At 70.9% G+C, this 22,974-nt stretch carries 24 protein-coding genes; 13 read left to right on the forward strand and 11 right to left on the reverse strand.

The features are described 5' to 3' along the window. Window positions 1–37: 37 nt before the first annotated feature. From PUR53_RS02365 to PUR53_RS02385, 5 genes are all read right to left on the reverse strand, one after another. Window positions 38–640: a GTP-binding protein gene (locus PUR53_RS02365; protein ID WP_329907207.1), complete on the reverse strand. Its 603-nt coding sequence runs from the start codon at window positions 638–640 to the stop codon at window positions 38–40. Next, window positions 618–986, reverse strand: a complete 369-nt coding sequence (locus tag PUR53_RS02370) for a DUF742 domain-containing protein (protein WP_033529367.1) — start codon at window positions 984–986, stop codon at window positions 618–620. Before PUR53_RS02370 ends, PUR53_RS02365 begins: the two co-directional genes overlap by 23 nt. Before the next feature lie 4 nt (window positions 987–990). Next, window positions 991–1,428 carry a roadblock/LC7 domain-containing protein gene (locus tag PUR53_RS02375; RefSeq protein ID WP_033529461.1) on the reverse strand — a complete coding sequence of 146 codons (438 nt, stop codon included), beginning with the start codon at window positions 1,426–1,428 and terminating at the stop codon, window positions 991–993. After that, window positions 1,415–3,130: a sensor histidine kinase gene (locus PUR53_RS02380; protein WP_329894883.1), complete on the reverse strand. Its 1,716-nt coding sequence runs from the start codon at window positions 3,128–3,130 to the stop codon at window positions 1,415–1,417. Before PUR53_RS02380 ends, PUR53_RS02375 begins: the two co-directional genes overlap by 14 nt. Window positions 3,131–3,787: 657 nt before the next feature. Next, window positions 3,788–4,744: an AraC family transcriptional regulator gene (locus PUR53_RS02385; RefSeq protein WP_329907208.1), complete on the reverse strand. Its 957-nt coding sequence runs from the start codon at window positions 4,742–4,744 to the stop codon at window positions 3,788–3,790. A gap of 361 nt (window positions 4,745–5,105) precedes the next feature. On the opposite strand from PUR53_RS02385, the gene PUR53_RS02390 reads away from it, so the two are divergent. The 5 genes from PUR53_RS02390 (at window position 5,106) to PUR53_RS02410 (ending at window position 9,309) form a co-directional block, all read left to right on the forward strand. Beyond that, window positions 5,106–6,566, forward strand: a complete 1,461-nt coding sequence (locus tag PUR53_RS02390; RefSeq protein ID WP_329894881.1) for an ATP-binding protein — start codon at window positions 5,106–5,108, stop codon at window positions 6,564–6,566. Beyond that, entirely contained in the window at window positions 6,563–6,976 is a 414-nt protein-coding gene (locus tag PUR53_RS02395) for a roadblock/LC7 domain-containing protein (RefSeq protein ID WP_239758017.1), read from the forward strand. The genes PUR53_RS02390 and PUR53_RS02395 overlap by 4 nt, the downstream gene beginning before the upstream one ends. Further along, the gene (locus PUR53_RS02400; protein ID WP_329894880.1) at window positions 6,973–7,365 is read left to right on the forward strand and encodes a DUF742 domain-containing protein; all 393 of its coding nucleotides are present in this window, start codon (window positions 6,973–6,975) and stop codon (window positions 7,363–7,365) included. Before PUR53_RS02395 ends, PUR53_RS02400 begins: the two co-directional genes overlap by 4 nt. Beyond that, window positions 7,343–7,945 carry a GTP-binding protein gene (locus PUR53_RS02405; protein ID WP_329907209.1) on the forward strand — a complete coding sequence of 201 codons (603 nt, stop codon included), beginning with the start codon at window positions 7,343–7,345 and terminating at the stop codon, window positions 7,943–7,945. Before PUR53_RS02400 ends, PUR53_RS02405 begins: the two co-directional genes overlap by 23 nt. A gap of 68 nt (window positions 7,946–8,013) precedes the next feature. Then, window positions 8,014–9,309: a cytochrome P450 gene (locus PUR53_RS02410; protein ID WP_329907220.1), complete on the forward strand. Its 1,296-nt coding sequence runs from the start codon at window positions 8,014–8,016 to the stop codon at window positions 9,307–9,309. Window positions 9,310–9,468: 159 nt separating this feature from the next. On the opposite strand, the gene PUR53_RS02415 is transcribed toward PUR53_RS02410, so the two are convergent. Further along, window positions 9,469–10,716, reverse strand: a complete 1,248-nt coding sequence (locus PUR53_RS02415; RefSeq protein WP_329894878.1) for a cytochrome P450 family protein — start codon at window positions 10,714–10,716, stop codon at window positions 9,469–9,471. A gap of 198 nt (window positions 10,717–10,914) precedes the next feature. Here PUR53_RS02415 and PUR53_RS02420 point away from each other — a divergent pair, with 198 nt between their 5' ends. Next, a complete protein-coding gene (locus PUR53_RS02420) occupies window positions 10,915–11,307 on the forward strand; it encodes a hypothetical protein (protein WP_329907210.1) in 393 nt (130 codons plus the stop codon). Between the two features lie 82 nt (window positions 11,308–11,389). On the opposite strand, the gene PUR53_RS02425 is transcribed toward PUR53_RS02420, so the two are convergent. Continuing rightward, window positions 11,390–11,821, reverse strand: a complete 432-nt coding sequence (locus tag PUR53_RS02425; RefSeq protein WP_329907211.1) for a DUF6114 domain-containing protein — start codon at window positions 11,819–11,821, stop codon at window positions 11,390–11,392. Beyond that, complete coding sequence (locus PUR53_RS02430; protein ID WP_329894875.1) at window positions 11,821–12,480, reverse strand: DUF6230 family protein; 660 nt, start codon at window positions 12,478–12,480, stop codon at window positions 11,821–11,823. The genes PUR53_RS02425 and PUR53_RS02430 overlap by 1 nt, the downstream gene beginning before the upstream one ends. 735 nt (window positions 12,481–13,215) lie before the next feature. On the opposite strand from PUR53_RS02430, the gene PUR53_RS02435 reads away from it, so the two are divergent. Beyond that, a complete protein-coding gene (locus PUR53_RS02435; protein WP_329894874.1) occupies window positions 13,216–13,869 on the forward strand; it encodes a Tat pathway signal sequence domain protein in 654 nt (217 codons plus the stop codon). A gap of 104 nt (window positions 13,870–13,973) precedes the next feature. Here the strand turns inward: PUR53_RS02435 and PUR53_RS02440 are convergent, their stop codons facing one another. Further along, entirely contained in the window at window positions 13,974–15,008 is a 1,035-nt protein-coding gene (locus tag PUR53_RS02440) for a lytic polysaccharide monooxygenase auxiliary activity family 9 protein (RefSeq protein WP_329894873.1), read from the reverse strand. A gap of 384 nt (window positions 15,009–15,392) precedes the next feature. Here PUR53_RS02440 and PUR53_RS02445 point away from each other — a divergent pair, with 384 nt between their 5' ends. The 4 genes from PUR53_RS02445 to PUR53_RS02460 all read left to right on the forward strand — a co-directional run bounded on the left by PUR53_RS02445 (window position 15,393) and on the right by PUR53_RS02460 (window position 19,724). Next, entirely contained in the window at window positions 15,393–17,204 is a 1,812-nt protein-coding gene (locus PUR53_RS02445) for a S8 family peptidase (protein ID WP_329907212.1), read from the forward strand. A gap of 137 nt (window positions 17,205–17,341) precedes the next feature. Beyond that, a complete protein-coding gene (locus PUR53_RS02450) occupies window positions 17,342–18,061 on the forward strand; it encodes a hypothetical protein (RefSeq protein ID WP_329907213.1) in 720 nt (239 codons plus the stop codon). Beyond that, window positions 18,054–19,190: a damage-control phosphatase ARMT1 family protein gene (locus PUR53_RS02455; protein ID WP_329907214.1), complete on the forward strand. Its 1,137-nt coding sequence runs from the start codon at window positions 18,054–18,056 to the stop codon at window positions 19,188–19,190. Before PUR53_RS02450 ends, PUR53_RS02455 begins: the two co-directional genes overlap by 8 nt. Before the next feature lie 129 nt (window positions 19,191–19,319). After that, window positions 19,320–19,724 (forward strand): hypothetical protein, encoded by a 405-nt coding sequence (locus PUR53_RS02460; RefSeq protein WP_329907215.1) that lies wholly within the window; start codon window positions 19,320–19,322, stop codon window positions 19,722–19,724. Here PUR53_RS02460 and PUR53_RS02465 read toward each other — a convergent pair. Together PUR53_RS02465 and PUR53_RS02470 are read right to left on the reverse strand one after the other, a co-directional pair. Next, window positions 19,672–20,466 carry an IS5 family transposase gene (locus PUR53_RS02465; RefSeq protein WP_329907216.1) on the reverse strand — a complete coding sequence of 265 codons (795 nt, stop codon included), beginning with the start codon at window positions 20,464–20,466 and terminating at the stop codon, window positions 19,672–19,674. The two genes, PUR53_RS02460 and PUR53_RS02465, sit on opposite strands and share 53 nt — an antisense overlap. A gap of 200 nt (window positions 20,467–20,666) precedes the next feature. Continuing rightward, a complete protein-coding gene (locus PUR53_RS02470) occupies window positions 20,667–21,116 on the reverse strand; it encodes a hypothetical protein (RefSeq protein WP_329907217.1) in 450 nt (149 codons plus the stop codon). A gap of 229 nt (window positions 21,117–21,345) precedes the next feature. Between PUR53_RS02470 and PUR53_RS02475 the strand changes: the two genes are divergently transcribed. Together PUR53_RS02475 and PUR53_RS02480 are read left to right on the forward strand one after the other, a co-directional pair. Next, a complete protein-coding gene (locus PUR53_RS02475; RefSeq protein ID WP_329907218.1) occupies window positions 21,346–22,251 on the forward strand; it encodes a transposase in 906 nt (301 codons plus the stop codon). A gap of 29 nt (window positions 22,252–22,280) precedes the next feature. Beyond that, on the forward strand, window positions 22,281–22,974 hold a 694-nt coding region (locus PUR53_RS02480), incomplete at its 3' end, for a transposase (protein ID WP_329907219.1).

The raw sequence follows: 22,974 nt of genomic DNA on the forward strand, positions 1-22,974 counted from the left end.
CGGAACTCCGTTCCAGGGCGGCTGAGTCGAGTATGAATCAACGGAGCGTGGGTGGCTGGTGCGACGCCACGCCGGGTGTCATGGCGAGCAGATGCTGCACGAGTTCGACGAGCACACCCGTGCCGGAGCTGCAGTGCCGGGCGTCGCAGAACACGATCGGTGCGTTGGACTTCAGGCCGATGGCGTCACGGACCTCCTCGAGGGAGTACTGGTACGCGCCGTCGAACTCGTTCACCCCCACGACGAACGGGATGCCGCGCACCTCGAAGAAGTCCACAGCGGGGAAGCACGCGTCGAGCCGACGGGTGTCGGCGAGGACCACCGCGCCCAGCGCCCCGTCGGAGAGCTCGTCCCACATGAACCAGAACCGTTCCTGCCCGGGTGTGCCGAACAGGTACAGGACGTGGTCCGAACCGAGCGTGATCCGGCCGAAGTCGAGGGCCACCGTGGTGGTGGACTTCTCCTCGATCCCGGCGAGGCTGTCCGTACCGGCGCTGGCCGTGGTGATGACCTCCTCGGTGCTCAGCGGCGCGATCTCGCTGACCGCCCCCACGAAGGTCGTCTTGCCGACCCCGAATCCGCCGGCCACCAGGATCTTCAGGGCGGTCGGGAAGGGGTCAGAGTCGTGCGCGTAGGCCATCGAGCACCGCCTCCAGAACTTCTCGGTTGGCGGCGGAGGCCGCCTCTACGGCACGGGGCGCCCGTGCCGTGAGCGCCTCGTGCTGCACCAGGTCGGACAACAGGACTTTGGTGACCGCGATCGGCAGGTTCATCCGCGCGGCCACCTCGACCACCGGTACCGGCCTGACGCACAGCCCGAGCACCATGTCGTGATCGGGGCCGAGGTCTGCGAGCGGCCGGACACCGGTGGCCATCACCAGGGTGAGCAGGTCGAAGGATGTCGAGGGTCGAGTGCGCCCGTTGCTGACGGTGAACGGCCGGACTAAGCGCCCGGCTTCCTCGTCCAGGAACAGCTCGTCCGTCATCGCGTCACATCCCCGCGCTGGACGGCGCGATGGTCGGGCGGCGGGCCGGCGTGGCGAGGAACGGCTGCACGGCCCGGATGAGCATGCCCATCTCGTAGCCGAGCGTCTCGGTGTGCGTGGACGCGTCCGCGGTGACCGCCAGCACGGCGCCGTGGCCCGCCGAGGCCACGATGAGGATGCCGTTGTGGAGCTCGACGATGACCTGGCGGACGGTGCCGCCGTTGCCCAGCACCCTGTCGTGACCGAAGGAACGGCCCAGGGAGTTGAGCCCGGAGGCTATCGCGGCCAGCCGGTCGGCGTCGTCGGTGCTCAGATCCACATGTGCCTTGCTCAAGCCGTCGGACGACAGCAACAGGACCTGCCGGGTACCGGGAACGGTCTTCTTGAGGTTGTCCAGCAGCCAGTCGATGTTCTGCCCGGTGGGGTGGCTATCGCTCACCATGGTGGGGTTCTTCTCCTTGCGGTTGGGGCGGGGCCCAGCGCGCGTCGTCGACGGGGATCGCGTCGGAGGTCGCGCCGGCGAGACCGAAGCCTCGATTGATTCCGGCCAGGAGGCCGGGGCTGAAGTTCAGTTCCTGCTCGGTGGTGTCGGGACGCGGAGCGGGCCCCTGGCGGAGTTCGGGGGCCAGGTGCTCCATGGCGCGCCGTTTGGGCAGGTTCGGCCTGCCGGATCCGCCGCCGGGCCCGCCGGAGCCGTGCGGAGCGGCCGCCGGACGCTCGTACCCGGAGGGGCGGTACTCGGGCCGTACGTCGGCGACGGGCTGCGCCCGCTCGTGCCGGGCGGCCGCCGGGGGCGGCGCGGGCGCAGCCGACCGCTGCGGCACGCCAGGCGGGGGGCCTGCCGGGGAGGCGGTGCGGGGCGGGGGAGCCGCGTGCGCGTGGGACGGCGCGGCGGCCGGGGGAGCCGCGTGCGGCGAGGGCTGCCAGGAGGGCGCGGGGGTCTGCGCCGGCCGGGGGGCGGCGGGCGGCCGTGCCTGGACCGGCGCCTGGACGGACGCCTGTCCCTCCTCGTCGCCGAGCAGTCCCTGCGGGAGGACCAGGATCGCCTGCACACCGCCGTAGATGTTGCCCTGCAACTGGACCGCGATGCCGTGCCGGCGGGCCAGCGAGGAGACCACGAACAGACCGATGCGGCCGTCGGCGAGCAGCTTGGCGACGTCGATGCGGGCCGGGTCGGCGAGCAGCGTGTTGATCCGGTCCTGGTCCTCCTGGGGTATGCCCAGGCCGCGGTCCTCCACCTCGATGGCGATGCCGGCGGTCACCCGGCGGGAGCGCAGGAGGATCTGGGTGTCCGGGTGGGAGAACATCGTGGCGTTCTCGACCAGCTCGGCCAGCAGGTGGATGACGTCGGCGACCGCGTGGCCGCGCAGCGTGCCCTCGATGGGCGGCACCAGTTTGACGCGGGAGTACTGCTCGACCTCGGCGATGGAGGACCGCAGCACCTCGGTCAGCGTCACCGGATTCGTCCACTGGCGACGGGAGACCGCCCCACCGAGCACCGCCAGGTTCTCGGCGTGCCGGCGTATTCGGGTGGCCAGGTGGTCGATGCCGAAGATCCGGCGGAGCAGGTCCGGGTCCTCGACCTGGTTCTCCAGGTCGTCCAGTTCACGGATGGTGCGGTGGACGAGCGACTGGAGCCGACGGGCCAGGTTGACGAAGACCTCGACCTTGTCGCTGTTGTCGTCGGAGGCGGCCTGGAAGTAGCTCGCCGCCCAGACGAGCGCCTCCCGGGCCCGGTGCTGGGCCTCCGTGACGTCGTACTCCAGCTTCTGGTACGGGTCTTCGCCGCGCGAGGCCTGGTAGGCGAAGCCGCGCGAGAGCAGCTGTTCGCCGCGCTTGAGGCGGGCCAGGTCCTCGTCGAGCGCCCAGTTGCCGCTGGTGATGGCCTGCCGCAACGATTCGGCACGCCGCGCGTCGGACCTCGCCCGCTTCCTGGCCGACAGCACGGCTCCGGCCAGGCAGCCGCAGCCGAGGACCGCGCCGCCCGCCAGCACCCCCCATGTGGCGGCGTCGACCGTGCCCTCCTGGAGCCGCAGGACCGTGCCCGTGACGGCGGTGGATATTCCGGCCATGAACGCGGCCGGAAGAACGGCGAGCCGCGTCAGTCGGGGCTGTGCTGCGGAGGAGTTCGCGGAATCCGACACCCCGGGCTTTCCGTGCCGGTGACGGGCCGGGGGCGTCGTCGTGTCCGGCCGACCGCGATCCGGGGTCGTCGCGAAGGGTGGGGGTTCAGGCATCGGAGTCCTCTCGATCAGCCAGTACGCGACAGAGTAGCGAAGAACGTCAACTATCTGACCAGCGGTCCTAGACGCTCAGGGGAGGTCTGTCACCTGAGGTGCCGTCAGTGCGGCAAGGGTCTGCGACGCCTTTCTACCGTCTCCGGCGAGGCCGCGCCGCAGCAGTTCTTCACACCTCGGCCACGGCGTCCCGCCGACTGTGAAAGAGGGGCTGCCCGGAGGGGGGTCACCTGCGGATTTCAGCCGTTCCGGCCGTCGTTCCCGGCCGTGGCGGAGCGCATGATTCACGCCAGCGCGCGCCGCGTTGCCTCGTGTCAACGACCTGTGGGACGAGGCGAGTCGGGTGCGAAAGGGGCGAGGCCGCACACGGTGGACACGACGCGCTCCAGGAACATTCACACCGCGACGGCCGGAAAGTGACCGGGGCCGACCGCCGGTCATGCTTTGACTAAGCTTTAGACTTCAATGGAACGACAGAGTGGATCGATGTGAGAGTCTACTCGGCGGCGTAGCACCCGTGATGCCTCACCTGCCCGAACTCCCCTGTTCCTATGGGGAGTTGAGTCAACGTATGCTCTGCCGCATCTCCCGGGGGCTGACGCCGTAGCGTCGTCGGAAGGCCGTGCTCAGCGCGCTCGCGGAGGAGAAGCCGGCGGAGTAGGCGAGATCCGTGATCGTCAGGTGCTCGCACTCCGCGCACAGTAAACGGTCCCGGACCAGCCGCAGCCGCTCCTCCCGGATCAACTCGCGGGGCGTGGTGCCCGCCTGCTGCAGGGCCAGTTGGATCTGACGCAGCGACCAGCCGAGGGCGCGCGCCACCGCCGTGCCCGTGAGGTTCGGATCGGCGGCGTGGTCGCGCACATAGCGGCGGACCATCGACTCCACCTCGCCCAGCTGTCCCGGGGCGTCGGGGCGGTCGTCGCCGGCGGCCAGCATGCACACCAGTTCCACCACCCGGTCGGAGACGGCGTTGAACTCCGGGTCGGTGAGGTGCTCCCGCTCCTCGTGCAGCCCGGTCAGCATCGAGCCGACGATCCGGCCGAGACCGGTCGCGAGGTCCAGCCCGCTGGCCACCGGCGACCTGGCGTTGAGCCGGCCGTCCACCTCGCGGGCCGGGATGGTGAGGATGAACGCGTCGATGGCGTCGCTCTGCAGGCACTGGAACGGGGACGCGAAGGTGACCAGGGCCGCCGTGCCCGGGGTCAGCCGGGCCTCCGCGCCGTCCTGTCGCAGCACGATCTCGCCGCTCGTCGGCAGCAGCAGCCGGTAGTCCTCGTCCGGATCCTGGCGCACCTGGCGCATCGTGCGGGTGTACTCGATCTCGTCGGACCGGTACTTCACCAACTGGTACGTGTCGGTGCGCTGTCGGACGGTCTCACCGCGGAAGTTCTCCGCCCGCGCGTATCCGAAGCCCATCCGGGACTGGTACGAGCCGATCTGCTCGGTCCAGAAGTCGGCACGCTCGCGCGGGGCCAGCTCCTCGGTGGTCAGCGCCTCGACGCTGTAACTTCCGGCGGGCAACGCTCTCCTCCCCGGTGCAGGCCCCCGACGACGTCCTTGTGGTCTCTTACGGCCCCCCATGCGGAAGTTTTCAACGTCCGCTTGATCAAAGATAGTTATGGTCCGGTCGGACTCGGAGGGCACCCTAGCGTGGCAAGCGGTTGCCGTACCGCCCGGGCCGAATGGCCGAATATGCCAGGGGGAACCTCAGCGCGCGCATCGCGCCCCTTGCGCCTCTCATGCGCCCTGTGACAACTTCCCTGCGCGTCACGGAAAGTGCCCCCGCGGTCGCGCCGCTAGCGTCGTGCGCTCCGTCAACTCCCGCCGGCGTCCCGGGACCCCCGGACGCCTGGGGACTTGAGGACGTTAGGACTCGTACTTCATGACCGAACCGATATCGCAGGCGGTGACCTGGGCCCTCGCGGCGGCCCTGTGCGCCACCGCCGTACTCCTGCTGCGCCAGCACGGGATCACCAGGCGGCAGCGCGCCAGGAACGCCGTCCTGGCCGATGACGTGCGGGCCCGGGAGGAAGAGCTGCGCCATCTGGTCACGGTCCGCCTGCCGGCGCTCGCCGATCACCCCGGCCAGGCCGTCCCCGGCGTCGGACCGCTCGACGGCCGCCTCGCCGGCACGGAGTTCGGCAAGGGCCTCGACGAGGTGCTCGCCCGCTTCTCCGGCGCCGTCGAGCACGCCCAGCACCGCGCCGACCAGTCCGCCAAGGCCGCCCTCAAGGCGTCCATGCGCTCGATCCAGGCCCTCGCCAACGAGCAGCAGCTGTCCATCTCCGAGATGCAGGAGCGGCACGACGACCCCGACGTGCTGCGCGACCTCCTCGAAGTCGACCACACCAACGCCCAGTTCGGCCGACGCGCCCAGGCCATCGCCGTGCTCTGCGGCTCCTGGCCGGGCCGCCAGCGGGCCACCTCCCCGCTCGTCGAGGTGGTCCGGGGCGCCACGTCGCGCATCCGCGACTACCGCCGCGTCCGTGTCCACGGACAGGTCGACCTCGCGGTGGAGAGCCGTGCCGTGGAACCGGTCGTCCTCGCGATCGCCGAGCTCCTCGACAACGCCGCCCGGCACTCCCAGCCCGACACCACCGTCGAGGTCGGCGTCCAGAACGTGCACAACGGCGCGTGCGTGATCATCGACGACGCCGGGGTCGGCATGGACGCCCACACCGTGCAGCGCGCCACCCGGCTGCTCGCCGGGGAGGACGAGGTGGACGTCACCCGCCTCGACGACCCACCCCAGTTCGGCTTCGCCGTCATCGGGATGCTCGCCCGGCGCTACGGATTCACCGTCTCCGTGGACACCCGCTCGCCGTACGGCGGAGTCCGCGCCGTCGCGCTCCTGCCCACCGCGCTGCTCACCCAGCTGGAGCCCGCCGCCCCGGAGCCACGGACCGCCCCGGCGCCCGTGACCGCCACCGGCCCCCGCCCGACGACCGTCGAGGCCGCGCCCGCCGACACCACCGAGGGCGGACTGCCCAAGCGCCGCCGGCGCACCCCCAGGCGCACCGCCGTCCCCGAGCCGCAGCCCACGGCCCAGGCCGAGGAACCCCCCGGCCGATCGCCCGAGGAGAACGCCCGCATCATGGGCGCCTTCGCCCGCGGCACCCGCTTCGGCCGGGCGGCGGGACGCATCCTCGACGAGGAGGAGTACGTCCGGGAACCCGCCCCCGACCGCGATGCGGGCCCGGACGCCGCCCGCGACCGGGACCGGGACCATGACGGCGGCCGTGACCGCGACGGTAGTCCCGGCCACGCTGCCGCCGGTGACGGCGCCGGTGACCGTCCCGCGCCGTCCGCCCCCCACCAGAACGAAGGGACCCCCCACGCATGATCGAGCCCACGAACAACGAGCTGGGCTGGATGCTCGACGACGTGCTGAAGGTCCCCGAGGCGCGGCACGCCATCCTGCTCTCCGCCGACGGCATGCTCCGTGCCCACTCCGCCGACATCGACCGCGACGACGCCGAGCGCCTCGCCGCAGGGCTCTCGGGACTGCAGTCCATCAGCCGCAGTACCTCCGAGTTCTGCGGCCCCGCCGACCGCCCGTGGCGGCAGACCCTGATCGAGTTCGGCCACGGCTTCGTCTTCCTCGTCGCGGCCGGCGAGGGCGCCTATCTCGCGGTCTCCACCGGCGACGAGGTCGACATGGAGGCGGTGACGTACCGCATGCACAAGCTCGTCGACCGGCTCGGCAGGGAACTGACCAGCCCGGCACGGCTGGACACGGGCAGCCGGGCATGACGCCCCGCCGGCCCCGGGGGCGACTGGTGCGGTCGTACGTCGTCACCGACGGCCGCGCCCACCCGACCCGCAACACCCTGGACCTGGTCACGCTGCTGGTCGCCGCGACCGATCTGCCGCTGACCGGCCTCAACCCGGAGAAGCGCCGGGTGATGGACCTGTGCCGGCCCGGCTCGCTCTCCCTGGCCGAGGTGGCGAGCCACCTGGAACTGCCGGTCAGCGTGACCAAGGTGCTGGTCGCCGACCTCATGGACAGCGGCCACATCGTCACCCGCGCTCCGTCCCCCACGCTCGAACAGAGCCGCGCGGGAGCAGCCCTCTCGGCCGCCCGGCCGTCCGACGCGAAAATCCTCCAGGAGGTCCTCGATGGGCTCCGCGCCCGCCTCTGACGCCGTCTATCTGCGGCCCACCGTGCGAACGGCGGCCAAGCTGCTGATCGTCGGTCACTTCGCGGTCGGCAAGACCACGTTCGTCGGCACGCTCTCCGAGATCCGGCCGCTGCGCACCGAGGAGGTCATGACCGAGGCCGGCGCGCTCGTCGACGACCTCGCCGGCACCCGCGACAAGACCACCACCACGGTCGCCATGGACTTCGGCCGGCTCACCCTCGACGACTCCCTGGTGCTGTACCTGTTCGGCACCCCCGGGCAGCAGCGCTTCACCAAGCTCTGGCAGGACATGACCCGCGGCGCCCTCGGCGCGCTGGTCCTCGCCGACACGCGCCGGCTGTCCCACTCCTTCGACGTGATGGGCGTCCTGGAGGAGCTGGACCTGCCGTACGCCGTCGCCGTCAACGACTTCGACGGCGCCCCCGTGCACGATCTGGACGAGGTCCGCGAGGCCCTCGACCTGCTGGACGAGACCCCGCTGGTGCGCTGTGACGCCCGCGACCCGGACTCCTCCACCCGGGCGCTGATCGCCCTCGTCGAGTACCTCCTGGACCGCACGACCGAACTGGAGCCCGCGTGACCCCCGCATCGCCGTCCGGCGCGTCCGATCCGTCGCGTCCGCCCCCGGGCTGCCCGGCCCACCGGCCCATGTACGGACCGGAGTTCGCCGCCGATCCGGCCGCGTTCTACCGGGGCGCGCGTACGACCGGCCCGACCGCGCCCGTCGAGCTGGCCCCCGGGGTACGGGCCACCCTCGTCACCTCCTACGACGCCGCCCTGCACGTCCTGCGCGGCACGGAGACCTTCTCCAAGGACCCGCGCCACTGGAACGACCTCAACGACGGCACCGTCCCCCGGGACAGCCCCGTCGTGCCGATGATGATGTACCGGCCCAACGCCCTCTTCTCCGACGGCGAGGAGCACCGGCGGTTGCGCGGTGCCATCACCGACAGCCTCGCCCGGGTCGAGCCGCACACCCTGCGCGGCTATGTCGAACGCAGCGCCGACACCCTCATCGACCGGTTCGCGCCCACCGGCGAGGCGGATCTCCTCGGCGAGTACGCGCAGGTGCTGCCCCTGCTCGTCTTCAACCACCTCTTCGGCTGTCCGGCAGAGCTGGGGCTGAAGCTGGTCGAGGGCATGTCCGGCATCTTCGACGGGGTGGACGCCGAGCGCGCCGACGAACTGCTCAGCACCACGCTCCTCGAACTGGTCACGCTCAAGCGGAAGAAGCCCGGGCCGGACGTGACGTCGTGGCTGACCCTGCACCCGGCGCAGCTCACCGACGAGGAGATGATCCACACCCTCGTCGTCCTCATGGGCGCGGGCACCGAGCCGCAGCAGAACCTCATCGCAGGCGGACTGCGGCTGCTGCTCTCCGACGACCGCTTCGCCGGGGACCTGTCCGGCGGCAGCCTCCCCGTCGAGGACGCGCTCGACGAGGTGCTGTGGACCGATCCGCCGATGGCCAACTACGCCGTGCACTACCCGAAGAGGGACGTGGTGTACGAGGGCGCGCTGCTGAAGGCCGGTGATCCGCTGGTCGTCTCCCTGGCCGCCGCCAACACCGATCCCGCGCTGACGAACGATCAACGCAAGGGCAACCGGGCGCACTTGGCGTGGAGCGCGGGCCCGCACAACTGCCCCGCGCGGAGCGAGGCCCGGCTGATCGCGTCGGTGGCGGTGGAGAAGCTCCTCGACCGCCTGCCGGACATCGAACTCGCCGTCCTGGTGGGCGAGTTGGAATGGCGCCCGGGCCCCTTCCACCGGGCCCTGGCCGCACTGCCGGTGACCTTCCCGCCGGCACCCGTGGCAGCCCGACCCCGACCCCGCAGACCGATCACCCCCCAGGCCCGGACCCGCCCCGCCCCCATCGAAGCCCCCACCCCGAACCACCCGACATCCCCCTGGACCCGCCTCCTGTCCTGGTGGCGCGGGGAGTGACGAGGCTGCACCTGCCGGGCGCCGGCCGACCCGGCCGACCTGGTGCGGAGACCGACGGGCCGGTGCCGGGGTCGGGTGGGTGGTGCCGGCTCGGTCGGGTGGGCGTGACAGCCCCGCCGGGTGGTGTGCATCCGGCCGGCGGGGCGGGGGTCGGCTTCGTCAGGCGGTGCGGACCGGGAGGTGGCGGTGGCCGTTGGAGATGAAGGACTCCACGTGGCCCAAGTGGTGCTCAGCGGTGGCCAGTTGCAGGTTCGGGAAGCGGGTGAAGAGGGCCGGGAGGGCGATGCGGGCCTCCAGTCGGCCGAGGGGGGCGCCCAGGCAGTGGTGGACTCCGTGGCCGAAGGCGAGGTGTTCCTTGTCGGCCCGGGTGACGTCGAAGACGTCGGCGTCCTTCCCGTGCCGCTCGGGGCTGCGCCCGGCGGCCGCGTACGCGGCGAGGATCGGCTCACCCCGCGCGATCACCACCCCCTCGGGGCCGCCGAACTCGGCGAGGACGAGGTCCTCCACGGCGTAGCGCAGCGGCAGGCTCGCCACCGGCGCCTGCACCCGCAGCGTCTCCTCGATCACGTCGTCCCAGGTCGCCCGCCCCTCCCGGACATGCGCGAGCTGCTCGGGGTGGGTCAGCAGGGCGTGGACGGCCTGGTCGAGCAGGTTGACGGTCGTCTCGTGCCCCGCGCTGATCATCAGCACCAGCGTGTCGATCAACTCCTGCTCGCTCAGCCGGGCGTCGTCCTCGTCGCGGGCGGCGATCAGCCCGGAGGCCAGGTCGTCGCCGGGCGTCACCCGCTTGGCGGCGACGAGTTCCGCCAGCACCCCCTGCAACCGCCCGAACGCGGCGGACATCTCCCCGGGATCGGCGGACGTGTCGAAGATCTTGTCCACCAACTCCCGCAGCTCCACGCCCCGTTCCGCGGGCAGCCCGAAGAGGTCGGTGATCACCTGGATCGGCAGCGGATAGCAGAACTCCTCCCGCAGATCGACGGACCCCCCGCGCCGGAATCCCTCGTCGATCCGGTCGAGCAGCCCCTTGGTGATCTCCTCGATACGCGGCTGGAGGGCATTGGTGCGGCGCGCGGTGAACGCCTTGGCCACCAGGGTCCGCAGCCGTTTGTGGTCCCCGCCGTACGCGGTGAACATGTTCTGCACGGCCACCCACGTGAACAGCGGCCACTCCGGGGTGATCTCACCGGCGGCGAACCTCGGCCAGTGCTGCCGGGCGTCCTTCGAGACCCGCGCATCGGTGAGCAGCCGCTTGAGCAGCTCGGGGCTGCTGACGGCCCACGCCTCCACGGCCGGCGGCCCCGGCAGCACGACCCGGGTCGCCGGACCCGTCTCGCGGATTCGGGCGGCCTCACCGTGGATGTCACGGCCGGTCGGGTCGATCACTAAGGGGCTCGGGTGGCCCATGGGGGTCCTCCTGGGTCGCGGACGGTCCGGCAGCGCAACGTGCAAGCCCGGTCACGCTACGGCTCGGCGGCGGCGCCGGGCGAGATCGCGCGCCGCGCGCTGCGTACGACGGCAACTTCCCTGCGCGTACTCGCAAGTCGGCTGCCGGGGCCGCTCCTAGGATCGGCCTCACCCCCCCACGAAGAGCCGGTGAGTGCCATGACGGTCAGCAGGGCCCCCCGCTGGATGTGTTCCTACAGCCCCGAAGTACGCACCGTGCCCGCCGGGCGCTGGTGGAACGCCGTACGGGTGCCGATGGCCCTCGGCAGCCTCGCCCTCGAGTCCCTCGGGGGCGAGAGCGGCGCCGTCATCAAGGACGGCTACGGCGGCATCATGTACTGGCTGGTCCCCCCGGGCGACGCGTCCACCTGGCGCCTGCCCGACGTCCAGGTCCTGGGCCGGGGCAGCCATGTGGCCGTCCCGCCGCTGCGCCGCACCGCGGGCCCCGGCCTCTACTGGCGCGTCCCGCTCACCCACGACACGTACTGGACGAACACGGACCGCCTGCACTCGGTGCTGAGTTCGGCCGCGACGGCGTCGGCCTCGCCGTGAACGCCGAACCCCGCACCCCCCCAGGGGCGCGGGGAACTGCGCGAACAACCACGACGGGCCGGTACTCGCCGAACGTCCGCGACTACCCGAGCTCTGCGGCGTGCTTCTCCGACGTCTCCGGAGTCCGCGCCCGCGCCGCCTTCTCGGCCCGCTTCTCCGCCCGCTTCTGACGAGGTTCCTGATCAGGCAGCCAGCCGAAGGCCAGCGTGCTGCCCACCGCCCCCATCAGCAGCCCCACGACGAACCCGCCGATGTTGGACGTGAGCCACGTGCCCAGCGAGAGCATGATCCCGAGAATGGAGTAGAACAGGCGCTGCGCCGGATTGAAGATGATCAGCAATCCGCACACGATCATCAGCGAGGGCAGGAGATAACCCGCCAGCCCCTGCATTCCGATCTTCAGGATGACCGGGAGCGGCGCCTTCATGGTCAAGAGGATCTCGGCGCCGCCCAACGCCAGCAGCAGACCACCGGCGAACGGCCGGTGACCTCTCCACTCCCGGAAGTCGCTCACTAGTCGCAGCCCTCGCTCTCGAACCGCATGTGCAGGTCGGGGAGCTTGAAGACGGCCGCGGTGGCGGCGTAGTTGTGCTGGTACAGATCGGTGATGACGACCGAGTCGGCCTGCTGGCCGTAGACGCCGGGCTGGCCCTTCTGGTCCACCTTGTCGAACGTGCTGGAGTCACGGCCGATCTCGATGTTGTTGAACGAGGCGTCGCCCGAGATGTCGTCGGAGTCGATCGCCAGGTTCTTCACGCTCACCGGCGTGCCCTTGTTGCCGGCGGTGAGAACCAGCTGGATGCCGCCGAGGTCGACGCTCTGGCAGAGGTTCGTCAGCTTGCCGTTCTTCACGACCGAGGTCACGACCAGCACCTGACCGCCGGTGTCGCCCTCGTTGGGGCTGTTCTCGATCATGTGGTCCAGCGCGCCGAACTGGGCGAAGCCCTCACCGTCGAGCTTGTCGGCGGTGACCACGAACGGCATGCCGGAGATGGCGAACTGGACACCCAGCGCGCCCTGCGCGGTCATGATCATCAGACCTGCGGCGACCGCCGTGGCCGGCACCGCCATCACCGCGGCGCGCTTCAGACGGACCCGCCCGCGTCTTCCGGACGCTTCGGGACCCTCGGGTCTTTCGTTGGTGGACGCCGTGGCGTCCGAGGACGAGGCCATGTGTGCTCCCTGGACTTCCAAGTCATTGCAGTTGGGGCAACGGCACGTTGTCCTGGCGCGGACAGCGGTTGCGACGCACGCCTGAGAGCACCTCCCGTGGTGCAAGGGCTTACTTGCTACGCCGCAGTAGCCATTCGGGAAGTTACCGGTGGTTACATTCAAGGGTCAAGGTGCTTGTGGCAAAAGGATGTTGGTTGTGCCGTCCCTGTGAAAGGTGAACATCTCTCACCTTTGGTTTTGCCTCCGGAAGCCCCCGGATCCGGCCAACCCGCAAGCGGTTCCCGGTCATCAACTTGCCTGCAATGCCTTGACGTTGACTCTTCCGCAGGTCTACAACTCTCCCGGGTTTCCCCCACGGATCCGTGGCGCCGGATCCGACGCGCAGCGTCTGTCACCGTCCCGAACTCCCCGTCGCCGACGGGGTGTGGGTGACCACTTCCGAACGCGCTGCGCGGCCCACGCAGCACCACCCCTCGCCGCGGTGCCGGGCACGGTCGCCTTCCCCTCCACTGGGCCGTGTTCCGGACCCCGGCTGTCGCTGTCGATCCGTCACGTACGGAGAAGGCGTGTCACGGATCGGCAGCGGCCGTAAGGCGCCGTGCGGCATCGCCGCGTCACCCCGCGCGAACGGTGACCCCTCGCGCGCGATCACCACAGCCCACGCATCGTCGCGGGCTGTCACCCGCACCTTCCGAGGGCCTCGTCGGCCCTCACTTCCTGAGAAGAGGCACCCCCATGCGTACGCGATCCCTCCTTGCCCTCGCCGCCGGCACCGCCGCCCTGATGGTGTCGGCCATCAGCCCCGCCTCCGCCGCCGACACCGTGCTCACCACCGGCGGCGCCGCCGGTGACGCGGTCGCGGTCGGCGACGTCCTCAGCGCCTCACTGGCCTCCGGCACCGCCGCCACCTTCAACTCCAGCGCGACGGGCACGAGCGGCGTCTCCTGTGCCGCGTCGACCTTCACCGCCACGGTCACGGACAACCCGGCGGCGCCCGGCACCGCCACCGAGACCGTGGACGCGCACACCTTCGGCAGCTGCACCAGCAACGTCCTCGGTGTGACCGGCGTGAACAGCGTGACGGTCAACAACCTGCCCTACACCACCACCGTGACCTCGGACGGCGTCGTCACGGTCAGCCCGGCCTCGGGCTCGGTCCTCCAGACCACCGTGGTGCTGCGCACGCTGCTGGGCACCATCAACTGCGTCTACCAGGCGCCCAGCATCACCGGAACCTCCGACAACACCGACAACAGCATCAACTTCACCGCCCAGGCCTTCACCAAGACCTCCGGCTCCTCGCTCTGCTTCGCCAACGGTTACTTCACGGCGAAGTACGCGCCCGTCACGGACACCACCCAGGGCGGCGCGACGGTCTTCACCAACTGACCGCGCAAGCAGGTCGGTCACCGGTCCGGCGGTCGGTGATCGACCCGAGGCGCTGATCGGGCAACCGGCCGGCGCCTCGTTCGGCGGCCCGGTCGGTTGCCCGATCAGCCGTCGACGCGAGAGCGGCGCCCTCGTCCGCGGAGGTGAAGGGCGGCGCCCACGGCGAGCACCAGGGCCGTGGCGCCGCCCGCCACCAGCAGCGGTACGGAGGTGCCGCTCTCGTCGGTCGTGGAGGCGACGGGGCTGCCGGGGTCGGCCGCCCGCGCGTCGCCTCCGGCGTCACTCTCCCCGGCGGGCGGGGCCTCGGCGGACCGCGCCGGCGCCGTCGTGGCGGGCTCGGACCTCTCCCCGCCCGCCTTCTCTCCGTCGGCCTTCCCGGCGGTCGCGTCCTGGTCCGCCGTCTCCTCGGCCCCGGCCGGCGTCCTCTGCGAACTCCCGCCGTCCGTACCGGAGTCGGCCTGCTTCGCCTTCGGGAACACCACGTCCGAGCACGAGTAATAGGTGTCGACCGTGCTCGTGTTCTGCCAGATCGTGTAGAGCACATGGCGCCCGGCCCGATCGGCCGGCAGCTTCGCCGAGAAACGGTACGAGCCGTCCCGCAGCGGCGGGTCGGTGATCGAGGCGAACGGCTTCTCCGGCAGATCCGACCACTTCAGCGGCTTCGTGGGGTCGTACCCCGGCTTCGTCAGGAACAGCTTGAAGGTCCCGGTGTGCGGGATCGTCGACCGGTACGTCAGATCCAGCGTGGTGCCGGGGGAGAGGCGGGTCGAGGGCCAGTCGGCGCGGGCCAGGTCGAGCCCCTTGTAGTCCGCGAGTCCTCCGCTGCACAACTGCCCGTCGGGGACGACCTCCCGGTCCCGCCCGTTCACCCCGGCGATCCGCATGTTGTCCCACGCGGTGAAGGGCGCCCCGTTCGCGGCGACGGCGGCCCGGCACGCCGCCGAGGCCTGACTGTCGCCCTCGGGCGAGCACGCCGAGACCCGGCTCACCGGGTCCGTCGGCGCACCGTGCGCCCAGGCCGGACCCCCGGCACCCACGGTGAGGAGCAGCGGGGCCACCACGGTGGCCGCGGCGGTCGTGACGACGGCGCGGCGGCCGGTGCCTGCGGACAAGCGGTACATCCGGTACGTCCGATCCATGGGTGCGAGTGGCTGACGGTCCACGGTGTCGTACGGGACCCACGGGTGCCGCGTTCAACGGCGCGCCTCTGTTCGACCGGTCGGATCCGGCCATGTGCCGTGCGGGGGAGAGGGTCGGCAAACCCGGCGAAGCGGCACATCGGGCCCCGACTCCCGTGCGGCGTAGGGGAGTTCCTAGGGGGTCGAGGGTTTTCCCCGTATCCCCATGACCTGGGCTTTGCCTAATGTCATCGCACAGCCGAACCACAGGTAACCCCTGGTGGACGGCTCGCGCTCGGCCGGTCTTTCAGCGCCATCCCTTTCTGGACCCCCCGCCGCTTCGATGAAGAAGCGTTTCACCGCCGCTCCTCCCCTGACATGAGCAGGCCACGAAAGGCGAAGCCCTTGCGTACCTCCCCCTCTCGTACCGCTGGACGGAAGCTCATATCCGTCGCCGCGGTCTCCGTCGCCCTCGTGGCGGGCATGACCTCCTCGGTCGCCGTCGCCCAGGCCCCGTCCGCGAAGGCCGACGCCGCCCCCGCCGTGGCCGGTGCCACCGAGGCCGCGCCCGGCACCGTCGCCGAGCGCCTGATCGTCGGCTACAAGTCCGGCGCCGCAGAGGCCACCTCGAACAAGGCCGCCGACGCCGACGCCGCCGCCAAGGGCAAGGAGGCCGGCGAGAGCCTCGACTTCCAGCGCCGGCTCGGCAGCGGCGCCGCCCTCGTCGACCTCGGCGAGGACCTCTCCAAGACGGACGTCGCCGACGTCATCTCCGAGTACCGGGCCGACCCGCAGGTCGCCTACGTCGTCCCGGACCGCCTGAACAAGCCGCAGGCCACCCCGAACGACACCGAGTACACCAAGCAGTGGGACCTCTACGAGTCCACGGCCGGCATGAACCTGCCGGGCGCCTGGGACAAGACCACCGGCACCGGCGTGACGGTCGCCGTCATCGACACCGGTTACGTCGCCCACTCGGACCTCGCCGCGAACATCGTCGGCGGCTACGACTTCATCGCCGACACCACCGTCGCCAACGACGGCAACGGCCGTGACAGCAACCCGGCCGACCCGGGCGACTGGACCGCCGCCAACGAGTGCGTCGCCGGCGAACCGGCCACCACCTCCTCCTGGCACGGCACCCACGTCGCCGGCACCATCGCCGCCGTCACCAACAACAGCAAGGGTGTCGCCGGCATCGCCTACGGCGCCAAGGTCTCCCCGCTGCGGGTCCTCGGCAAGTGCGGCGGCTACGACTCCGACATCATCGACGCCATCACCTGGGCGTCCGGCGGCACCGTCTCCGGCGTGCCCGCCAACACCAACGTCGCCAAGGTCATCAACATGAGCCTCGGCGGCAGCGGCGCCTGCACCACCGCGACCCAGACCGCGATCAACGCCGCCGTGAACCGCGGCACCACGGTCGTCGTCGCGGCGGGCAACAGCAACGCCAACGCGGCCAACTACTCGCCCGCCAGCTGCTCCAACGTGATCTCGGTGGCGGCCACCAACCGCGCCGGCGCCCGCTCGTACTACTCCAACTTCGGCACGGTCGTCGACATCGCGGCCCCCGGCGGCGAGACCCGCACCGTCGAGACCGGCGGCATCCTGTCCACGCTGAACGCCGGCACCGCCGGCCCGGGCAGCGAGTCGTACGACTACTACCAGGGCACCAGCATGGCCGCCCCGCACATCGCGGGCCTCGCCGCGCTGCTGAAGTCGGCGAGCTCCGCGCTCACCCCGGCCCAGATCGAGTCCGCGATCAAGACCAACTCGCGTGCTCTGCCGGGCGCCTGCTCGGGCGGCTGCGGCGCCGGCCTGGCCGACGCGGCCAAGACGGTGCAGGCGGTGACCGGTGGTGGCACCACGGGGGGCACCACCTTCACCAACACCACGTCCGTCTCCATCCCGGACAACGGCGCGGCGATCGAGTCCTCGATCTCCGTCACCGGCCGCACGGGCAACGCGCCCTCGGCCCTCCAGGTCGGCGTGGACATCACCCACACCTACCGCGGTGACCTGGTCCTGACCCTGGTGGCCCCGGACGGTTCGACCTACCCGCTCAAGGCCTCCAGCTCGGACTCCGCCGACAACCTGGTCACCACCTACTCGGTGAACGCCTCCAGCGAGGTCGCCAACGGCACCTGGAAGCTGCGGGTCCAGGACGTCGCCGCCGCGGACACCGGCCAGCTCAACAACTGGAAGCTGACCTTCTGAGGACCGGGCCGCCAGGCCCGCACCCCGGCCGCAGGGCCGGACCGATGGACCGCCACCCCCCACTGCCGGCGGCCGACCGATGCGAGCGGGCATCGGTCGGCCGCCGGCGCATGCGTGGCGGGCGTTAGCGTATGCGCATGGCGACAGAGAAGTTCGAACCACGTATGACGCCGACCGGGGGACCATACGAGGCGCCGACCGGGGGACCGCGCGAGGCGCCGAGCGGGGGATCGCGGGAGGCGTCGGCCGGGGTGCCGGACGTGGCGTCCGTCGGGGAATTCGGTGCGGCTCCGCTCATGGCGGTGTGCCCCCGCTGCGGGGCTTCGGGCCCGTCGGTGCGGACGGTTCCCGACGCCTGTGCCGCCCCCGAATCCCCGGGCTCCGGGCTCTCCGACCGGCTGGCGAAGGCCCCGGGCACGGAGTCGCGGTTCGACAGCGTCCTGCACTTCCTGGAAGGCATGGCCCTGACCGCCGTCTGCGCCGGCCTCGCCCAGCACGGCGTCCAGAACGACAAACCCCTCTTCACGATCGGCGGCGCCGTCCTCGCCGTCCTCCTCTTCGTCGGCACCCTCTGGGTGATCCGCGGCGAGGCCCGCGAACGCGCCACCGTCACGGCGGGCAGGCCCCGCGCCGACGAACTCTGGAACACCGCCCACTACTGCGCGTCCTGCGAGTCCGTGTTCTACCCCACCGGCAGCCCGTGGCCGGGCCCGCTGACGACGGACCAGTTCAGGAAGTACGTCTGGACCGAGGCCGGCTTCGACAAACAACTCGAAGAACAGCTACGGCAGGTGGAACTCCCGCCCCGGGCGCCCGCCGGCCCCGCCACTTCCGGGGGAGCCCCCGACCATGCCTGACAACGCCCCCGTGATCCGCGGCGACGACCCGGCCTCCTTCCCGCACAGCGTCCTCGCCGAACGGCACCCCGCCCTCGTCCGCAAGGTCCAGGAAGCCACACCGTACGGCCCCGAACAGCGCCGCGCGCTGGACGCGTTGCTGCGGAACACCCTCCACGGCACCGTCGAACCACCGGCCGACGACGACTGGTGGGACACCTGGAACGCCCGCCGCTACGCCGGCCGCTCCTGGTTCTCTCTCCCCTTCCTGGCCGCCGAGAGCTGCTTCTACCGCCAACTCCTGCGTGCTGTGGGCTACTTCGGCCCCGGCCCCTGGCAAGGGGTCGACCCGTTCCGCCCGTTCAAACTGGCCGAACTGGACACGCCCGAGGCCGCCGCCGAACTCGCCGCGCTCGGCCCCCTGTCGGAACGCCCCCTGCCCGAACAGCTGAGCGCACTCCTCCACGGCTCCCTCTGGGGCAACCGGGCGGACCTCGGCTTCCGCCTCCAGAGCACCGAGGAACAGGCCGACGACTCCGCTCTGGTCGCGGACGACAGCGACGCGCTGCTCTCCCTGCTGACGGGCAGAACGCTCTGTCTGGTCGCCGACAACGCGGGCCGCGAACTGATTCCCGACCTCCTCCTCGTCGACCACCTCCTCACCCACGGCCACTTCGACCGCGCCGTCCTGCACCTGAAGCCGTACCCGTACTTCGTCTCGGACGCCACCACCGCCGACACCCTGGACGCGGTGCGCCACCTGGTCGCGGCGAAGACCGACGCGGGGCACCGCCTCCACACCGCGCTCTCCGAGGGTCGCCTGACCCTGCGCACCCACCCCTTCTCCTGCGCCCCGCTGCCGTACGCGGACATGCCCGCCGACCTGCGCGCGGACTTCGCCTCCGCCGACCTGACCCTGATGAAGGGCGACCTCAACTACCGCCGCCTGGTGGGCGACCGCCTCTGGCCCCCCACCACCCCCTTCACCGAGGTCACGTCCTACTTCCCCGGCCCCGTGGCCGCCCTCCGCACCCTCAAGTCGGACGTCATCACAGGCCTCACCCCCGAGACGGAGACCACCCTCACCACAACCGAGGGCCACCGCTGGCGCACCAGCGGAACGAGGGCCCTGATCCAACTCAGAACCTGAGAAGCCGTATCTCAACCGAACGTGATCCCTTGATTTCTGCTGGTCAGGCATGGCTTCGCTCGGGTTGCGGGAGGAAGTCGCGCGGCTGGTGGAGGTGTTGGAACCGCGGAGATCGAGCTGGACCGGCGGGTGATCGCGCGGGAGGAACTGCTCGAGGCCCTGGCAGTTGCTGCGGCCGAGTCCACTGCCGTGACCACGACCGAGGCGGAGGAGGAAGCGGCGCCGTCGCTCGCGCCGCTGCCGGGCTCGATGGTGCCGCCCTGGAGGGAAGGACTGCCGGTGACGGTTCTGGCGCCGGGCTATCAGCGGATTCTGGGCGTGCTGGAACAGCAGCGGTCCACGGGGCAGGGGCCGCTTCGGGCCAAGGAGATCGCAGTAGAGCTGGGCCTTGATGCCACGTCGGCGAAGGTCGAGGGGGTGCGGTCGAAAGCTCGGCGCCTGGCGGAGCGCGGGTGGCTTCTCCTGGAGGCGTCGGGGGCATTCAGTGCCGGCCGGCGGCCCGTGGCCGTGCCAGACGCCGGCTCATCCGCGTGACCATCGACCACCGGATCATCGCCTCGCTGGTGGCGGGCAGGGTCTCGTAGTCCCGGGCCGGACGGCGGGAGTTCATCAGCCACGCGAACGTGCGCCCTGCCACCCACCGCCTCGGGAGCACCACGAACCCTGTCATGTCGTCGGTGCGCTTGACGATCTCCAAGGTCAGGGCGAGTTTGTCCCGGCACCAGCCGACGAGGCCGCCGGTGTAGCCGCCGTCGGCCCAGACGAGGGTGATGTCGCGGTGCAGGCGGCGAAGCCGCCTCAGCAGGCCCGCTGCGGCGTCCCGGTCGCCGATGTTCGCGGCGGTGACCGCGACGACCAGGAGCAGGCCGAGGGTGTCGGTCACGATGTGCCGTTTGCGGCCCGGCACCTTCTTCCCGCCGTCGTAGGCGCGTGAGGCGGCCGGCACTGTCGCGGCGGCTCGCACCGACTGCGCGTCGATGATTCCGGCCGTGGGCTCGGCCTCGCGGCCCTCGCGTTCACGGAGCTTCCCGCGCAGCCGGTCGTGGAACTCGGCGATCAGCCCGTGCTCGCGCCAGCGGCGGAAGAAGGCGTAAACGCGGCCCCAGTCGGGGAAGTCCGCGGGCATTGCCCGCCAGGAGATTCTGCCCGCGACCAGGTAGCGGATCGCGTCCGGCAGCTGGCGGTGGCAGTAGCCCTCGGGCTGGCCGCCTCTGCCCTGGAGCCAGGCCGGCACCGGCAGCAACGGCCGGATGGCCGCCCACTCCGCGTCCGTCATGTCCGACGGATACCGGCGCACCCGATCGGGATGATCGGCCGCGTACAGCAACGGCACAGGGCCTCCGGGAACCGCTCGGAATGGGGTCGCACCCCCGAGCTACCGGGAGGCCCTGCCTTCATGCGCGTATCGCCGGAAGATCACCCGAACAGGAACTCTGTTCGATCCGCACGTTCCAAGATCGGTTGAGGGGCGGCTCCTCAGTCGGCATCAGGCCACATCTGGACAACCCACACCTCAAGGGGATCCTCGTGCGGCCCTTCAGGCGGGAAGGGATCGAGTGCCAGCGAAGCCTCGACATGATCTCGCCCTCGGCAGAGTAAACGCAGGTGATAGCGCCCCGGCCGCAGCTGGATCTCGCCGTAGCAGACGCCGCCCAAGTCGACCACCGTGAGGTGATCTCCCATCGGAGAATGAAAAGCCCGTTCATACTCCCAAGAGCCTGATGGCTGAGGAGCGGGCCCGTCCCACACCTCTAAACGCACCAAAGGGTAAAAGTCGTTGTCGCTGGAGGTAAGACTCCAGCCTTCCCCGGGGATCTGGACAATGTCGTCCTCCGCCGGGGCTTGTTCGAAGAGGATGGGGCCGATCTGGATGGTCCTGTAGTACACGCGTGGACGGACATCAACGGCGTTGATCAGAGTGGGCACTTACTCTCCTCACCACCGAGCGAGCAGGGCCCGTCAGGCTAGCCCCGAGCTGAACTGAAAGCGCCCTCAACTCATCTCGCAACGATCACAAACGGCCACTCGCCCCTGACTTCATGTGCGTATCGCCGATAGGACACGTCGGGGATCTTGGAGTTCGCCGGTGCGCCTGCATGATCAGCGGGCATGCTCGTGGCTGTTTCGAAGACCGATGCAGTTGTCGAGGTGTCCGTTGTCGCTCCGTCCCCGTTCCGGTGAGCAAGTCCCGTCTCTGACCGCGCGGATCGCACGGGCGAGCAACCCGGGCGGTACGACGGCGATGTGGGGGAGGGACCGCCTCGACGGGCTGTGGTGCGACGAGGACTTCGCCGACTGGTACCCGCGGGACGGTCGTCCGGGTCTGTCGCCCGCCCAGCTGGCGACTGTCTGCGTGCTGCAGTTCGTGCTCGGCCTGTCGGACCGGCAGGCCGCCGAGGCGGTTCGCTGTCGCATCGACTTCAGGTACGCGCTGGCCATGGAACTGGATGACCCAGGCTTCCATCGCAGCGTGCTGGCCGACTTCCGCGACCGTCTCATCGAAGAGGGCCGTGCCGACCACCTGCTCGACCTGGCGCTGGCCCGCCTCAAGGAGGCCGGCCTGGTGCGCGAACGCACCACGCAGCGCACCGGCTCCACCCATGTCCTGGCCGCGGTACGGGATCTCACCCGAATGGAGCTGGTCACCGAGGCGGTCCGCGCTGCACTGGAAGAAGTCGCCGGTATCTCTCCTCACCTACTGGACGATCTGGTCGATGAGGACTGGGGACGCCGCTACGGCCGACCGGTCCGACTGGGCAAGAACCCCACCAAAAGACCAGGATCCTCGCCACCGGAAACGACGCCGTCCGGCTCCTGGAGCACCTCTACCGTCACGGAGCAGACCGCACGTTGGGCCCGCGTGTCCAGGCCCTGCGCCAGATCATGGTGCAGAACCACCACCGTGACGCCGCAGGACACCTGCGCTGGCGCACTGCCGAGACGGAAGGCGGGCCCGGACTGCCGCCCTCGCCCCGGGCGATCGTCTCTCCCTACGACACCTCGGCCCGCTACGCACGGCACGGACACATCATCAGCTGGAAGGGGTTCTCCGCTCACCTGACCGAGACCTGTGCCCTTGACGGCCCGAACGTGATCACGGACGTGGCCACCACCGCGGCCACCACCCACGACAGCCAGGTCCTGCCCGGCATCCACACCCGCCTCTCCCGCCGCGGACTGCTGCCCGCCGAGCACCTGGTCGACGCCGGCTACACCTCCCTGCCCCACCTGGAACAAGCCGCACGTGAACACCAGGTCACCGTCTCCGGGCCCCTCCGGGCCAACCCCATCCGTCAAAACCGGCGGACCGAGGGCTTCGCCCGAGACGACTTCCACATCGACTACGACCGCCAGCAGGTCACCTGCCCCCAGGGCCAGGTCAGCGCGGGCTGGCACGGCCCCTACCCGACCTCCTCACCCACCGCGGCCCCGCTGATCGTGGCCAGGTTCACCAAGAGCCAGTGCCAGCCCTGCCCGGCCCGCGCCCAGTGCACCACCTCCCGTGAAAGCACCCGCACCGTGGGCTTTCCCCCACGAGAACTCCGCGACCTGCAACTCCGCGTCCGCGCCGAGCAGCAGACGCCCGAGTGGAAGACCCGCTACGCGATCCGCTCCGGAGTGGAGGGCACGGTCAACGAGTTCGCCCCCGGACACGGCATGCGCCACTGCCGCTACCGAGGACAGGGAAAGGCCCACATCCAGCACGTCCTGACCGCCATCGCAGTCAACATCGAGCGCCTCAGTGGACTGATGCCGACCGAGGAAACACCCACGCCCCGCCGGC

Source organism: Streptomyces sp. SP18BB07 (assembly GCF_036322545.1).
Classification (GTDB): Bacteria; Actinomycetota; Actinomycetes; order Streptomycetales; family Streptomycetaceae; genus Streptomyces; species Streptomyces deccanensis.